Consider the following 14,896-nt stretch of genomic DNA (forward strand, 5'->3'; position numbering starts at 1 on the left):
CAGCCTTTCATGTAGTTACTACTAAAATAGTAACTAATGAATTGCTTATTGTAAATAGGTATTGTAAATTGGAAATATAGGAAATAAATTGGAGGACGGAAAAAGTGGTCGACATCGTGCAACGTCTCAAAAAATTAGGTTTTAACGAATACGAAGCTAAATCTTATTTATCTCTTGTTAAACAAGGTCCTGTCACAGCCTACCAAGTTAGTAAGGAGTCAGGTGTCCCAAGAGCACGAATTTATGATGTGTTAAGTACTCTTGTTGATAAAGGGATTGTCTTGAAAGAAGAAATTAATGACACCACTCGTTATTCCCCTTTGCCCGTTGAAATTTTTTTACAGAAAGCTCAATCAGAGTGGCAAGCGACTTATACAGAAATAAGTGATTCATTAAGAAATTTAGAAACTTCTGCGGAAAAAATGGACAATCGAGTCATTACTTTAAAGGACTATCAAACCATCATTAGCTATTGTCAGACATTAATAAAAAAAGCAAACAGCCGTATTGTTATTTCGATGTGGGACGATATGTATGAGGTGTTGAAAGACGAACTGGCTGAGGCTGCGGCTGATAACGTCACTATGCAAGGTATTACCATACATGTTGAAAATCCTATTAAAAATCTAGAAGTACATCGCATCACAACTTTTACTGAAACTCCTTCTACAGAGCGTTGGTTTATTTTATCCATAGATTCTAAAGAGATGATTTATGGGCCATCAATTGAAGAGCGTAGTGTTGCTTTTTATACAGATGACCCTGTCCATATTTACTTATTAGAGGATTATGTGTGGCACGATGTGCTAGTAAATCGACTTGTCCGACGCAGCCAAGACGATCTTGACAATTGGATTACCACTGAGCGGAAAGTCTTCTTTAAGGAAAAATAAAAATGGGGAATGCCCCTTTCCTCAAAGAAATAGGCGATCAATCACTTATCATTAAGAAAATACATTCATACACGGAGTTGCTTTTTTATAGAGGCTTTGCCTTTCCAAATCCGGGAACTCCCACAGATACTCTTTTTTATTTGTAAAATACCAATTTGTTGCATATAATAAGGGTATGCAGCATAGCATAAAAAAGGGATACTAGCGCCAACTAGCATCCCTAATATACAGCCACACTGCTTGAAGTGCAGTGACCGCCAAGCTATATTATGAGCAAAGAAGTAACCATTACCCTTTTACACTGGCAGGTGCGGGGGGAAGGTTACTTCTTTTTGAAGAGAGCGATTAACACTGAGATAAATGTTAGAATAAACATTCCAAATCCAAACATCAGAGTCATTGCTTCAACAAAAGTAACCATCAGCGGCCTCACCCCCCTTCAGAGGAAGTCGGTTAATACCACCACCTTCCACAAAAGAAAGTTCACGGCCACTGCTCACCCCGCTATGCAGCTGTACACCCTTATTATATCATTCGTCCCTACCCAGCCACAATTTTTATCATGATGTATAAGTTTTTTGAACTTTGTCTTTCATGATAAATGTTTCACTTCTATATAGCCACAAATGAAACAAAATAATTTCCACATAAAGTTTAATTCAATTCGACTAATTAGCTACTCTAGCCTTCACTTCTTTTGAAGAATTATCGGCTTGCTTCTTCCAAAATAATGTAAGAACTATTCCCAGGAATAAGATCAAAGTCGCAAAATAGTATGGGTAGTTGATATCTATATCAAATAAGATTCCCCCTAGAATGGGTCCACTTACGTTCGCTAAACTTGTAAACATAGAATTCATTCCTCCAACATAACCTTGTTCGTTCCCGGCGATATTTGAAAGATATGAAGTAACTGCCGGACGGAATAAATCGAATCCAACAAAAACAAGAAATGTTACAAGTAATATAGAGAAATAGGAATGAACAACCGTCATTAAATAGACAAGTATGGCTGATAAAATGAGGCTATATTGAATCAGTTTAATTTCACCCCAGATTCGTGTTAGCCTATCAAATAATACGACTTGTGAAACTGCGCCAAGGACAGCACCACCCGTGATGACTATTGCAATATCGGATGGTTTAAATTGAAATTTGTGGTCCACAAATAGACTAAAGAACGATTCGAAAGCTGCTAAACCAAATGAGGCAATAAAAATTAACAGAAACGCAAGGAAATATTTTGGGTCCATAATACGTTTGAAACCAGCCTTCCCATCTGAGACTTGTTTATGACTATCTTCATGACGATTAGGCTCAGATAATAAAAGGATAGAAAGTATAGCTGCAATAGTTCCCAGTGCTCCTGCAAAAAAGAATGGGATACGTGTTCCAAATTCCGCTAAAAATCCACCAATGCCGGGCCCAATAATAAATCCTGTACTAATCGCGGCAGACATATAGCCTAATGCCTTCGGACGAGTATCCAAATTTGTAATATCCGCAATAAAAGCTGTCACAGCTGGCATGATGAACGCAGCACTAATTCCGCCTAAAAGACGAGAAATAATGAGCATTTGAATGTCTTTGCCGATCCCAAATAAAAATTCTGAGATGCCGAAAATAAATAAGCCAATTACAATCATCATTTTCCGACCCCAAATGTCTGCCGCTTTCCCTGCAAATGGCGAAACAATCAATTGAGCAATGGCAAACGACGCTGTTAAATAACCAACTGTTGTTCCAGTTATGTCTAATTCATTCATCAACGTCGGTAAGACTGGAATGACAAGACCAATTCCCAAAAAGGCGATGAATAAATTCATTAATAATAATCCTAAGGTGACCTTATTATTCTTCATTTTTTACATTCTCCTTAACAAAACTACCTACTGCAAACCACTTCATTTTGTTTATCATTTGTTTACAATTTCCATCCTAGTGTATATAGTTACTATATAGTCAAGGGCGGTGTGTAAAAAATGGATAAAAAAAATGGCAAGTATTTAACTACTGGGGAATTTGCGAAGCTTTGTAAAGTAAACAAACAGACACTCTTTTATTATGATCAAATTGGACTGTTGTCTCCCCTATGGAAAAATGAAAAAGGCTATCGTTATTACTCCATTCACCAAATAGAGCTATTTTTTGTTATTGATTTATTAAAGGATCTTGGTATGTCGCTGAATGATATTCAACAATACATGAATAATAAGTCGCCTGAAAGTTTTTTATCGTTAATGTATCAACAAAAACAAGAGATTGTAAAAAAGCGTCAGGAGATTGAAATGAAGGAAAAAATGATCGATGCTAAAATAGCCATAATGGAAGAAGCGTCGCACCTTGATTTTCAACAAATGACGCTTAAACAATTACCAGAAGCAACACTTTATCTAAGTAGAAACATTGAAAATATAACGGATGAAGAATTTGTAGAGGTTATTTCAGATTTTATTAATGAATTGAACATATCCCAACTTGATTCAGGATATCCAATAGGTGGTATAACAAAACGGGAGCATGTAATGAAGGGAGAATTCTCTAATTATAGCTACTTATATATTGAGCAGCCCCATCCAAAGGTTGGATATCCCTATTTCCAAGCTGTGAAAGGTGATTTTCTTATTGGGTATCATATGGGGGATGAGAAAACATTACATAAAACCTATAAGCGGCTTTTTTCAGAAATGGAACGTTTAAATTTAGCCTTAGGAGAGTATGTTTTTGAGGAATATATTTATGATACAGTTGTAATGAATGATAAGGAACATTATGTGACCAAAATTATGATACAAGTGGAACAAAACTCTGGAGGATAAGATGAAAATATATGTTGATGCAGATGCTTGTCCGGTAAAAGATATTATTATTTCTGAAGGTACGAAGGCTGATATTCCTGTGATCCTTGTTACGAGCTTTTCACATTTTTCTAATGCGGAAAAACCAGCAGGAGTGGAAACAATTTATGTTGATTCGGGAGCAGATGCTGCGGATTATCGGATTATGAAGTTAGCAGAAAAAGGAGATATCATTGTTACGCAAGATTATGGTCTTGCTTCACTAGGTTTAGCAAAAGAGTGTACAGTCCTTCACCATACTGGGTATAGCTATACAAATGAAAATATTGACCAATTACTTCAAGCACGTTATTTAAGTGCAATGGCTCGAAAAAGCGGAAAGCGTACAAAGGGGCCTAAACCTTTTACTACAGAAGATAGAGAGAAATTTAGGATGCTTTTTAAAAGAGTGATTTCACATTATTAAGGAACCGTACGTGAAAGGACAACAGTTTCATTACGACTGTTGTCCTTTCACATTTGTTCCATTATTTCAAGTTTTCAGCTGGTCATATCCCAAAAATGCTATCAAGAACGGATAATGGAGTTTCGTATTTATGGCCAAAATCCCTTCCGGTGTAATAAAATACGGGGTTTTTTAGGTCATTGATTAATGATTTTTCTTTTTCCATTTCTTTTTCCAGCTGGTCCAACGAATCATCCATTTGGCTCTGAATACCCTTCTTACCTTCGCCAATAAATTTAACGGTTACAGAGGCAATCTGCTCTTTTCCTCTCATGATAAAAATATCCCGGCCGCCATCCGAAAAAGCTTTTAGATGAAGGTCATCGAAAGAAACTCTAACCTTATCGTTCTTTTTTCGAATCACAAAGCCTCTTTCACGAAAATAATCCTCAAAGCTATCTAGAAATTCCTGAACCTTGCTGTGTAACCCAGGTTCAACAATGGTTTGGAATAACTCCTGATTTTGTTCCTTTACACGGTTTAATTCGACTTTTACGTCTTCGATTTCTTTCCTATTCATGTTCATTCTCCTCGTTCTTTACATTCCAATCTATTGTATCGTGAAACCATTCTTAATGCCATTCTCTATAGTCAAACCGCTATAATAGGAATATATCAAACCTTTTTATGGAGGATCCACATGGACAAGGAAAATCAGGATTTTCATGAAAAACAACTGGATTGGGAAGCTTTTTTAACTGAGGAAGAAGCAAAGGAATGGGAAAAGGATAAAGTAAAGCGGAAAAAGCGAAGAAAAATTGCTGCTAAAATCGTAAGTTTACTAGTGGTGTTTGCCATGTTAATCAGCGGATTAGGGATGTGGTTTGATGTTTTTAATCTGCCAGCCATTCGTTTTGTTAAAGTGTCGAATCAGCTTTCGAAGAAACCGGAAGTGAAAGAATACAAAAAATCAGTCGTTACACTGGAATGGGACGGTGTCAAAGGAACAGGCTTTAATGTCAATCAAGATGGGTTAATTGTCACCAATGAACATGTTGTTGATAAAACAAATCGAGTGAATGTGCATTTTAGTAATGGGGATTCTTATCCAGGAAAGGTAGTTGCCAAGCGGCCGGAATGGGATCTTGCCATTGTAAGCATTGAGAAGGCGAAAAACCTCCCCGTCCTAGCTGTTTCTGCTAATGAGCATTGGGAGAAATGGGCAGGCGAGAAAATACTTTTTATCGGCAACCCGTTAGCTTTTACACAGATTGCCAATGAAGGAACCTTCATAAGCCCGGTTCTCGTGAACGGATTGGATATTCCGGTTATGATGATTGAGGCGCCGATCTACAAAGGAAATAGCGGAAGTCCAGTGATTAATCAAGATGGCCAAGTCATCGGAGTCATTTTTGCCACATTGCAAAACCCGGAAATTGACACTAAAGAAATCATTGGTGCAGCCGTTCCATCCTATTACATTCAGAAGATTATGGAAGAAATAAATTAATGCCACGAAGCCCGCTGGCGGTTCTGAAGGTTAAAAAAATAGTTCACTGAACTGTCCCTGTGCTCCTCAGTATCAACTTAGATGTCCTACAACTCACTAGATGGTTTTGTTCTAAGGTTGCTCTGGTTCGGACACTTTCCCCTCTTTTTCAAGCGGTTTTGTCCGAAGGTTGCTCTACTTCGGACACTTCCTTCTCTTTTTCAAGCGGTTTTGTCCGAAGGTTGCTCTGCTTCGGACACTTTCCCCTCTTTTTCAAGCGATTTTGTCCGAAGGTACACTGATTTGCACGCTTCCTCCTCTTTTTCAAGGTTCTGGTTCGTTGCGCGCGTTCGTCGCCTGTAATGATCTTTTTCCAGAAGCAAACCAACCAATTAGGGCTATAGCGACTAATACTCCATAAAAAATCAGAGTCCAAGCTGTACTATGTGGAAAATCATGATTTAGGATACCAATATCCTCATGAGCTAGGGTGATTACAGCCAGTTTGACACCAACCCAGGCAACAATTGCATAGGCTGTGGTTTCCAAGGCTGGACGTTTTTCAAGAAGTTGCACAAACCAGGTTGCTGCAAACTTAATCAAGATCAGGCCAGCAACACCTCCAATAAGAACAACTAAGAACTGTCCTCCATCCATCCCTCCGAAATTGTCTAAAGGTGAATCTGGTAGACCCAGTGCAAGAGCCACCGCAGCTAGAATCGAATCTATAGCAAAAGCGAGGTCAGCTATTGCAATCTTCGCTACTGTTGGCCCAAAACCTTTGCCTGCGGATTCCTTTGCATCGTCCTTGTGGATGTTCTCATTTTCTTTACCGAATCGTGCTTGAATGATGTGCTTTACTCCTAGGTAAAGAAGATAAATTGCACCTATTGCCTGTATCTGCCAAACATTTGCAATAAATGAAATTGCAAAAAGGGCAACAAATCGAAAAGCGAATGCTAAGATGATTCCGTAATTTATAGCTCTTTTTTTCTGATCTTCGGGTAAATGTCTAGCTATAACTGCGAGCACTAGAGCATTGTCAGCTGATAACAATCCTTCTAATCCTATTAGAATTAACAATGCCCAAGCGTATTCTAACCATATTGAATCCACCCTTTCTCTCCTTTCATTATTATTTCCATCAAGCACTCTTTCATTTTTGGTGCATCGTGAGGTAACTTTTATTTTACTTTATCCATCTCACGGCAAACCGCTCAAACCCGATATTTATATGCCATTTATCATATTGATACATGAACAAATAGCAGTTAAACCCTGTCATACGCTGTTGGCGGTGATTCCAACCAACCCTTATCAATTAAGATATTCATACCGTCGTCAACAAATAAACCTATGTTTATTAGAGTTCTTGCATACAACACATCTATATCTCTTCTTGCCGTTACCGCCAGTGAGTTGCCAAATGATCTGATCTTCATTGCAAACATGTCCACTTTATGAAACAGCATTATTTTATCGGAAAAAGGAGGATATGTAGATGTTGTTACCAAATGATTTAGGTACGCAGGTGATGGTAAGTGTTCAACGTGAAGTTTTTCCTGATATTGCTTTACCGCTTTATCAGTCATGGTTAAACCTCGTTTAAATAAAGCCTTTATCTTTTCATCTTGAACTATTTGATGAAATCCCAATAATAATGCCAAACTTGTTGTGTTATTCTCAATGTTATCCCAAAGATGGATGATTTCTAATGCCTGTAATGGTCGGACATCACCAATAAAGCCATTTAAGTAACTTTGTTTATCAATTTTTTCTATACCAACCGGTGTAGGAATGATGGGAGGTTCTGCAATGAACTTTTTTCCCATTAAAACATCATTAACTTGCCCTAATAGGACGGTAGTACATTGATTACAATAAACAAAAAACTCCCTTATATCCTCCCTCATTACTAATGGAACTGCCACTGCATAAAGGCTCAAACCTGCCTTAGCAGCATATTTTAAATAGTGAACATAAAATTCATCTGCGTATAAACGGGGGGCACCAAGATTTACATCATCTTCAGTAAATCCATTTGGGATCGGAAAATTTTCGTTATTAAAAAATCCTTCTATCCTCTGCATGAAATCCTTTGATAAAGCTAAACCATTTTCCAATAGCACCCTAATATCTTCATCGTCACAATGTTGATGGAAATAACTTAAGATTTGAATGGACATGCTGTTACCCATATAGGTAGCCCAAAGTTTACCAACTTCAAAAGTCGTTAAAGGATTTGTCTTATCTAATATTTTGGGATTTAAATTTAGTGGTTTCATTACATTCATTGGATTTAAATCTTTATCCGTGGTCATCACTAATCTCCTTTTCCCGCATTTTCACTTATGATTTCCATTGAAAAATCATTTAATTCCAACAAAATTCTACCTGTAACTTATAATGGTAATTTGAGCAACGCTGCTAGTTCGTTCCTTCAAAGTGCTTCTGGATTATTGAGGCATGGGGACGGTTCTCATGCATCATTTTAGCCTTAAAGGTCAGCCAAAAAAGACAACCTAAAATAGTTGTCTTTTCATAGGGTATCTATCCCCTCTAACAAAATACTTACATATCCGGTTCCCTTAATGCAGCAGTTACCATAACCAAATATCCTTCGAAAGTGTAACCAATCCCCCCTTGGCGACAGTTCCCTCAAGGTTTTTCTCTAAAAGGGGGCAATAATCCTAATCGACCACGCCATTAGCAATATGACTCTAGATATTGTATGATAAAAAGCATGATGAAAACTTATATTAAGGAGAAAAGTCATGTTTAATGAAGAGTATGAATTGCTTTTAAAGAAATCTGTTGAGGTAGCTCCAGATTGGTTAAAGAAGGATGTCGAAAGCATTGTGAGTAAGGACCCTCATGCAGGCATCAGCTTTCTGATTTCAGAATTGCATCACACCTATACATTTAGCATCAGACATATTTTATCGGCAAGCCATCTATCTAGCGAGTGGTCACAGGTTTCAAGAGAGCGACTGAATTTTATTGATAATAACATTGATATTATTGTTGCACTTTACAATGAAATAAAGCATAAGTAACGATTCGTGAGTGAATTTCTTCTTATAAAATAATAAGACGGCTCCCTATTTGGGAGCCAATATATTTATTTAACTAAAGCGTGCTGTGAGAAAAGAAACAATCCTTTCTTCAACTTCTTTTAACATCCCTTTATATGCTTCCTCATTGAGTGAACCAACAATTCCAAATAGCAAATTGCCTACTGGCTCCATGGCAACGAATTCAAAGATTCCAGTATCAGATGTAATTTTTCAGCCCTTCTTTCATTCCAATCTCATCATTAGAGGAACCCTTTTTATTTTTCCCTTCTTTTCAGATGTATTGATTTTTTAATTTGCTTCAGTACTTGGTAAATAATGAATATTAAGTGCTCGTATGGTGAGTAAAAAGTCCATCAGTAGTCGTTTTGCCTAATACATATATCAATTGGAAAATGGTAAAGATTATGGAGACGTGCGAGGTTTATGTAGGTTCATGGGGACAGTTCAAGATCACTGCGAAACTCTCTCTACCATAGCTTCTTAAAAAGACGGAAGTGTCCGAACCTATGTAATCTTCGGACAAAAACCGCTTAAAAAGAGTCAGAACTGTCCGAACCTGTGCAACCTTCGGACAAAATCGCTCGAAAAAGGGTCGGAAGTGTCCGAACCTATACAGCCTTGGGACAAAAACCGCTTGAAAAGAGTCAGAACTGTCCGAACCTGTACAGCCTTCGGACAAAATCGCTCGAAAAAAGGTCGGAAGTGTCCGAACCTGTGCATCCTTCGGACAAAAACCGCTTGAAAAGAGTCAGAAGTGTCCGAACCTGTACAGCCTTCGGACAAAATCGCTCGAAAAAAGGTCAGAAGTGTCCGAACCTATACAGCCTTCGGACAAAAACGCCTGAAAAAGAGTCGGAAGTGTCCGAACCTTGTTAAGGGTTTTTTCAGTGATCTCGGACGGTTCTTTTGTTTCATTCTGGTTCCCACAAAAGCACTTCTCTTTAAGAACTAGAAAAAGATGATGCACAAGAACCGTCCCCATGCATCAAAAATATTGTTTAAGGAGAGTTCTATCATGAATAATGAGCATACTCTTGAGCCCGAACTGGATGCGGCGGTACACAGCTCTCACGGCAATGGTCCGTTTCCGTGGATGGATCAGTCGCTTTCATCTAGGGAACGTGCTGAGAAGCTCGTAGCAGCCATGACATTGGAGCAGAAGATTGCCCAGCTTCACGGAGCAATGGAGACGATTAACATCTACGCCTTACCGTCAATGGAAGAAATGAATGCGATGAGCCCTGAGGAATATGACAAGCTCATGGCCCAGATCCAAGTGCAGCGCCATGTAAAGGGTATCGAGGAACTTGGTATCCCGCGTTTTCGGATTACCAACGGCCCAGTGGGTGTGGGCATGGGTGACGGGCACCCGAGCCCGCCTGCTACCGCATTGCCGATGACCATTGGTCTGGCTGCCGGTTTTGATCCTACGCTTGCCCGCGATTACGGGGACATAATCGGTTCGGAGACTGCGACGCTGGGTCAGCACGTGCTTGAAGGACCGGGTGTTTGTCTGCACCGAACCCCGATTGCCGGCCGCAACTTCGAGTACTTCTCTGAAGATCCATACCTGTCAGGAGTGATGGGTGTTGAGGTAGCCAAGGCGATTCAGGCGCACAACGTTATTGCCATGGGCAAGCATTATGTGGTCAACGATCAGGAGTATGAGCGCTTCCGTGCCAGTGTCGAAGTGGATGAGCACGTGCTCCGCGAGCTCTACCTGCTGCCATTTGAAATGCTGGTCAAAGACGCGGACCTTGCAGCGATCATGAGCGCATACAACCGGGTTCGTGGCACTTACGCCACCGAGAACCGCTACTTACTGAATGACATTCTTCGTGACGAGTGGGGTTTTAAAGGCTACGTGCAGTCCGATTTCTGGTCCTGCCGCTCTACTGCCGCGTCGCTGACCGCAGGCATGGACCATGAAATGCCAGATGCAAAGTGGTGCAACGAGACCAACGTAAAGAATGCGCTCGAGGACACGAGCCTCGAGATTCAGACCGTCGACCGGGCACTGGTTCGCCGCTTCACCCAGATGTTCCGTTTCGGCCAGTTCGAGCGTCCCTACAATCCGGGCGTCATTGACGCTAAAGGCCATGGCGCCATCTCCCGGAAAATCGGCTCCCAAATCGCCGTTCTCCTGAAGAACGATGGCGGGATGCTGCCGCTTGACCCGAAAGCCTATGGCTCTATCGTGATCATCGGCCAGTCCGAGTTCGTCGATGACGCCTGCAATGGCGGTGGCGGCTCGTCCAAAGTTGACCCGCTCTACACTGTTCCACCAGTAGAGGGTATGCAGGATGTTCTGCACGGTCTTGGTTCAGGAGCGAAGGTTAGCAAGGTTACCGTCGCCAAAGACCTGTCGAACCTGGAAGAGGCGAAGTCGGCCGCCAAAGAATCCGACCTGGTCATCCTGATGGCTGGCTTGGTCGCGTCCGAGGGTGCCGATTTACCGAGCCCGAATATGCTTAACAATCAGAACCAGATGCTCACCGAACTCCTGGATATCAACCAGCACACAGTTGTGGTCATGAAAGATAGCAGCCCAGTAATGATGCCATGGATTACCAAGGCTAAGGCGGTTCTTGAAGCGTGGAACCAGGGTACTGAAGATGGTCACGTTGTCGCCGATCTGCTTTTTGGTGTTGTTAATCCATCCGGCAAGGTACCTACTACCTATGCGGCATCCGAGAATGATTTCTTGTACACCGGCCACCCAGAACGCTATCCTGGCACCGATGAAGGCAATGGCTTCCCGGTCATCCGTTACTCCGAGGGACTTAACATGGGGTACCGCTGGTTCCAGTCTCAGGGTATCAAGCCGCTATTTCCATTCGGCTTCGGCCTGTCCTATACGTCCTTTGGACTTACCGGATTCTCAGTGACTCCGGCACAGTCGGACGGCAAGTCCCCGATTACGGTGAAGGTGACCGTGACCAATACGGGGAAGGTCGCAGGGGCTGAAGTCGTCCAGGTTTATCTGGGCATTCCCGTTAAAGGGCAGCCGCCTAAGCGCCTGGTCGGGTTCCAGAAGGTGGTTCTCGAACCGGAGCAGTCACAAGAGGTTACCATTACGATTGATCCGACCGCCACGAATCATCCGATGAGTGTGTGGGACTACTGTGAACATGATTTTGTAGTGAAGCCTGGAAACTACACGGTATACCTCGGCACCTCCAGCGAAGATACTCCTTTCGAAACCACTATAGTTGTTGGCTAACGGCAGATAAAAAAATAAAAGGATTGAATCCTGTACTATACAGGATTCAATCCTTTTTTTCTGGTTTAAAAACTGATAAACAAAAAGAATAGCATGTTTTGAAAAAAAGAATCAAAACTTACTCCTGAATTTATCCTCCATACTTATAGTCCTCAACAAAATGGACCGATTGTGGAACATGTTTTTTAATAGTAATGACAAATAAGCTTGCTAGTAAACAGAAGACTCCTGCCAAAAAGAATGCCCAAGTGTAAGTATTAAAATATCGATAGATTAAACCTCCACCAAAAGCAGCAACTGCTGCACCTGCCTGATGTGATGCAAAAATCCAGCCATAAATAATTGCACTTTTATTCGTGCCGAAGATTTGTCTTGAGATACCAATAGTTGGTGGTACAGTTGCAGTCCAATCTAATCCGCAAAAGATAGTAAAGATAACTAGCAAAGGAAAGGAACCCTCCATTAATGCGTAAGGAAGTAGTACGAGAGAAGCCCCTCTTAAACCGTAGTACCAAAATAATAGCCATCGATTATCGAATCGATCTGACAGCCAACCTGATACCGTTGTTCCTACTAGGTTAAAGATTCCTATAAACGAAAGAAACGAGGCGGCTGTAACTAGAGGTATTCCAAAACTTATACAGAAAGAAACAAAATGTGTACCAATTAATCCGGTCGTTGAAAGTCCACAAATGAAGAAACTACCAGCTAATAACCAAAATTCTTTCACTTTCACAGCTTGCATTAAACCCTTGAAAGCTATAACAATAGGATTTTCCTTTTGACTTTTATTGCTCTCTTGTATTTCTTCCTCAAGTCCGTATGGAAGAACTCCAACATCTTTTGGTGTATTTTTCATAAAAATAAAGATTATGATAAGCATAATGAAGCTAAGGAGCATAATTAATCCAATCGCCCACCGCCACGAATAATTTTCGATAATAGCAGCTAGGACAGGGAGTAGAATCAACTGACCTGTTGCTGTACTAGCAGTTAGTATTCCTACTGCAAGTCCTCTTCTTTTCGCAAACCAATGATTCGCCACATATGGACTTACTACCGTTAAAAAAAGGCTCGCTCCCAGTCCCATAATAACGCCCCAAATTATGATCAACTGCCATGACTGGTTCATAATGAACGTAAGCATGATACCTGTCAGCAAAGTTGCCATTGAAACGATCATCATCTTTTTTAACCCAATCACTTCTAATAATGCTGCCATGAACGGGCCTGATATCCCATATAAAAAAAGACTAATTGCAAAAGCAAGTGCAATTATAGATCGATCCCAGCCAAATTCCTTTTCGAAAGGATCAATGAAAAGCCCTGATGATGATATGACAATTCCGGCAACTATAATTGATAAAAATGTAATGGAAAGAATAAACCAGCTATAATGAATACGTTTCAAAACGAAACCGCCTCTCTATCTATGATTCTAAATTTTAACTGGTAACTAATTATGTGTAAAATTGAAGTTTATGAAGTGAATCATTGATTTTTCTGATAATATTGAAAGAAGAGAATATTAAGGGAGGGTGTAGTGTTGGAAATACGCCATTTTGTTACGTTTAATAAGGTCATTGAAACGGGTAGTTTCACACAAGCGGCAGAACATTTAGGTTACACTCAATCCACGGTGACTTCTCATATTCAAACGCTTGAAGAGCATTTAGGCGCACCTCTGTTTGATCGGATGGGTCGAAAGATAAGATTGACTGAAATTGGTGAGAGGCTGTTACCCTACTCCCAGGAAATTTTAGATACTTATAGCAAGATTGGAAGCATTACCAGTGAGGAGGAGGATATTAGAGGGACGTTAAAGATTGCGGCTCCTGAGTCTCTAACAGTATTCCGCCTAGAACCGATATTAAGAGAATTTCGAAAAAAACTTCCTCATGTAAGCATCCGTTTAAGTAACGCCTCTTGCGGAGATAACAAGAAAGCAATCGTTGATGGTCTTGCAGATGTTGCGTTTGTCATGTTGCCACAGTTCGAGGATTCAGATTTAGTCATCCATCCGTTAATGAACGAACCGATTGTTCTCATTGGAAGCCCTGACTGTACACTAAATTGTTTACCGAAAAGTTACGAAAATCAGAAGCTTAGCGAATGTTTAATAGTTAACGAGAAAGAAGGCAGTTATCGAAGAATATTTGAAGAGTTCCTACGTGATAGAGGGATTGTACCTTCCAACATCATGGAACTTTGGAGTATTGAGGCGATAAAGCGTTCTGTAATGAGTGGGCTTGGTATAGCTTATTTACCTTTAATGACTGTACAAGATGAAATCAAGGAAGGAAAATTAAAAATTATTTCTTGCGAGGCTGATTTAAAACAGATATACTCCCAAGTCGTTTATCACAAAAACAAATGGGTTTCCCCAGCATTATCTAGTTTTATAGATATTACCATGAAACATGCAAAAGACTGGTCATGTTTGGTGAGCGAACATGGGACTTTTCTTTAAGAAAGCATTTTTTAAAGGACCTAAACGGCTTCACCTCTTTATTCCAAAGGGCTATAGCCGTTTAGTCGAATAAATATTAATTTTATATTATCACACCCGCAAAGTTTCCCTTCAATACTTCTTTCTCATTCTGATTCGTGCATAAGAAAGTTGCCATTATGGCGGTTCTATTATTATCTTGCTTTTCAAACTGCTCAATTGTTACTTCGCAAATTATCGTATCTCCCGTAAAAACTGGTCTTAAAAATTCAAAATTCATCGTACGAGCGAGTACGTTGTAATCTCCGCCAACCTTTGTGGGTAATGTAGCAGTTAACAAGCCTTGAACTACAAGTCTCCCCTGTTCATCTGGAGTAATATGATGATTCCCTTCATCCATAGATACTTTTGTAAACATTTCAACATCTTCCTGTTTGAATGTCCGTTCAAATGTAATGATGTCTCCTACTTTTGTTGCCAATCTGGTCTCCCCCTTGAATTTAATACTATTATTACTATAAA

14 protein-coding genes are annotated in these 14,896 nt (G+C 40.2%); 7 read left to right on the forward strand and 7 right to left on the reverse strand.

From position 1 onward, the window contains the following. Window positions 1-104: 104 nt before the first annotated feature. Window positions 105-893 (forward strand): TrmB family transcriptional regulator, encoded by a 789-nt coding sequence (locus V5M37_RS16805; protein WP_423798320.1) that lies wholly within the window; start codon window positions 105-107, stop codon window positions 891-893. Window positions 894-1,215: 322 nt separating this feature from the next. Here the strand turns inward: V5M37_RS16805 and V5M37_RS16810 are convergent, their stop codons facing one another. After that, on the reverse strand, window positions 1,216-1,314 hold the full coding sequence (locus V5M37_RS16810) for a putative holin-like toxin (protein ID WP_378582383.1): 99 nt from the start codon (window positions 1,312-1,314) through the stop codon (window positions 1,216-1,218). Between the two features lie 247 nt (window positions 1,315-1,561). Continuing rightward, window positions 1,562-2,755, reverse strand: a complete 1,194-nt coding sequence (gene norA, locus V5M37_RS16815) for a multidrug efflux MFS transporter NorA (protein WP_423798321.1) — start codon at window positions 2,753-2,755, stop codon at window positions 1,562-1,564. A 120-nt stretch (window positions 2,756-2,875) separates the two neighbouring features. Here norA and V5M37_RS16820 point away from each other — a divergent pair, with 120 nt between their 5' ends. Next, entirely contained in the window at window positions 2,876-3,712 is an 837-nt protein-coding gene (locus V5M37_RS16820) for a MerR family transcriptional regulator (protein ID WP_423798322.1), read from the forward strand. Window position 3,713: 1 nt separating this feature from the next. Then, window positions 3,714-4,157, forward strand: a complete 444-nt coding sequence (locus V5M37_RS16825) for a YaiI/YqxD family protein (RefSeq protein WP_423798323.1) — start codon at window positions 3,714-3,716, stop codon at window positions 4,155-4,157. An 82-nt stretch (window positions 4,158-4,239) separates the two neighbouring features. On the opposite strand, the gene V5M37_RS16830 is transcribed toward V5M37_RS16825, so the two are convergent. Then, a complete protein-coding gene (locus V5M37_RS16830) occupies window positions 4,240-4,716 on the reverse strand; it encodes a hypothetical protein (RefSeq protein WP_423798324.1) in 477 nt (158 codons plus the stop codon). A gap of 120 nt (window positions 4,717-4,836) precedes the next feature. Here V5M37_RS16830 and V5M37_RS16835 point away from each other — a divergent pair, with 120 nt between their 5' ends. Continuing rightward, entirely contained in the window at window positions 4,837-5,646 is an 810-nt protein-coding gene (locus V5M37_RS16835) for a S1C family serine protease (protein ID WP_423798325.1), read from the forward strand. A gap of 303 nt (window positions 5,647-5,949) precedes the next feature. Here the strand turns inward: V5M37_RS16835 and V5M37_RS16840 are convergent, their stop codons facing one another. Both V5M37_RS16840 and V5M37_RS16845 read right to left on the reverse strand, forming a co-directional pair. Next, the gene (locus V5M37_RS16840) at window positions 5,950-6,741 is read right to left on the reverse strand and encodes a TerC family protein (protein WP_423798326.1); all 792 of its coding nucleotides are present in this window, start codon (window positions 6,739-6,741) and stop codon (window positions 5,950-5,952) included. Window positions 6,742-6,896: 155 nt separating this feature from the next. Beyond that, window positions 6,897-7,946 carry a DUF3231 family protein gene (locus V5M37_RS16845; protein ID WP_423798327.1) on the reverse strand — a complete coding sequence of 350 codons (1,050 nt, stop codon included), beginning with the start codon at window positions 7,944-7,946 and terminating at the stop codon, window positions 6,897-6,899. A gap of 453 nt (window positions 7,947-8,399) precedes the next feature. Here V5M37_RS16845 and V5M37_RS16850 point away from each other — a divergent pair, with 453 nt between their 5' ends. Both V5M37_RS16850 and V5M37_RS16855 read left to right on the forward strand, forming a co-directional pair. After that, the gene (locus tag V5M37_RS16850) at window positions 8,400-8,681 is read left to right on the forward strand and encodes a hypothetical protein (RefSeq protein ID WP_423798328.1); all 282 of its coding nucleotides are present in this window, start codon (window positions 8,400-8,402) and stop codon (window positions 8,679-8,681) included. 1,036 nt (window positions 8,682-9,717) lie between these two features. Further along, window positions 9,718-11,925 (forward strand): beta-glucosidase family protein, encoded by a 2,208-nt coding sequence (locus V5M37_RS16855; protein WP_423798329.1) that lies wholly within the window; start codon window positions 9,718-9,720, stop codon window positions 11,923-11,925. 130 nt (window positions 11,926-12,055) lie between these two features. Here the strand turns inward: V5M37_RS16855 and V5M37_RS16860 are convergent, their stop codons facing one another. Then, complete coding sequence (locus V5M37_RS16860; protein ID WP_423798330.1) at window positions 12,056-13,336, reverse strand: MFS transporter; 1,281 nt, start codon at window positions 13,334-13,336, stop codon at window positions 12,056-12,058. A gap of 132 nt (window positions 13,337-13,468) precedes the next feature. Here V5M37_RS16860 and V5M37_RS16865 point away from each other — a divergent pair, with 132 nt between their 5' ends. Next, on the forward strand, window positions 13,469-14,395 hold the full coding sequence (locus tag V5M37_RS16865; RefSeq protein WP_423798331.1) for a LysR family transcriptional regulator: 927 nt from the start codon (window positions 13,469-13,471) through the stop codon (window positions 14,393-14,395). 82 nt (window positions 14,396-14,477) lie between these two features. On the opposite strand, the gene V5M37_RS16870 is transcribed toward V5M37_RS16865, so the two are convergent. Beyond that, window positions 14,478-14,855: an FAS1-like dehydratase domain-containing protein gene (locus tag V5M37_RS16870; RefSeq protein WP_423798332.1), complete on the reverse strand. Its 378-nt coding sequence runs from the start codon at window positions 14,853-14,855 to the stop codon at window positions 14,478-14,480. Window positions 14,856-14,896 lie beyond the last annotated feature (41 nt).

Origin of the sequence: Neobacillus sp. SAB-20_R2A (assembly GCF_049568635.1) — a bacterium.
Taxonomy (GTDB): domain Bacteria; phylum Bacillota; class Bacilli; order Bacillales; family Cytobacillaceae; genus Neobacillus; species Neobacillus citreus.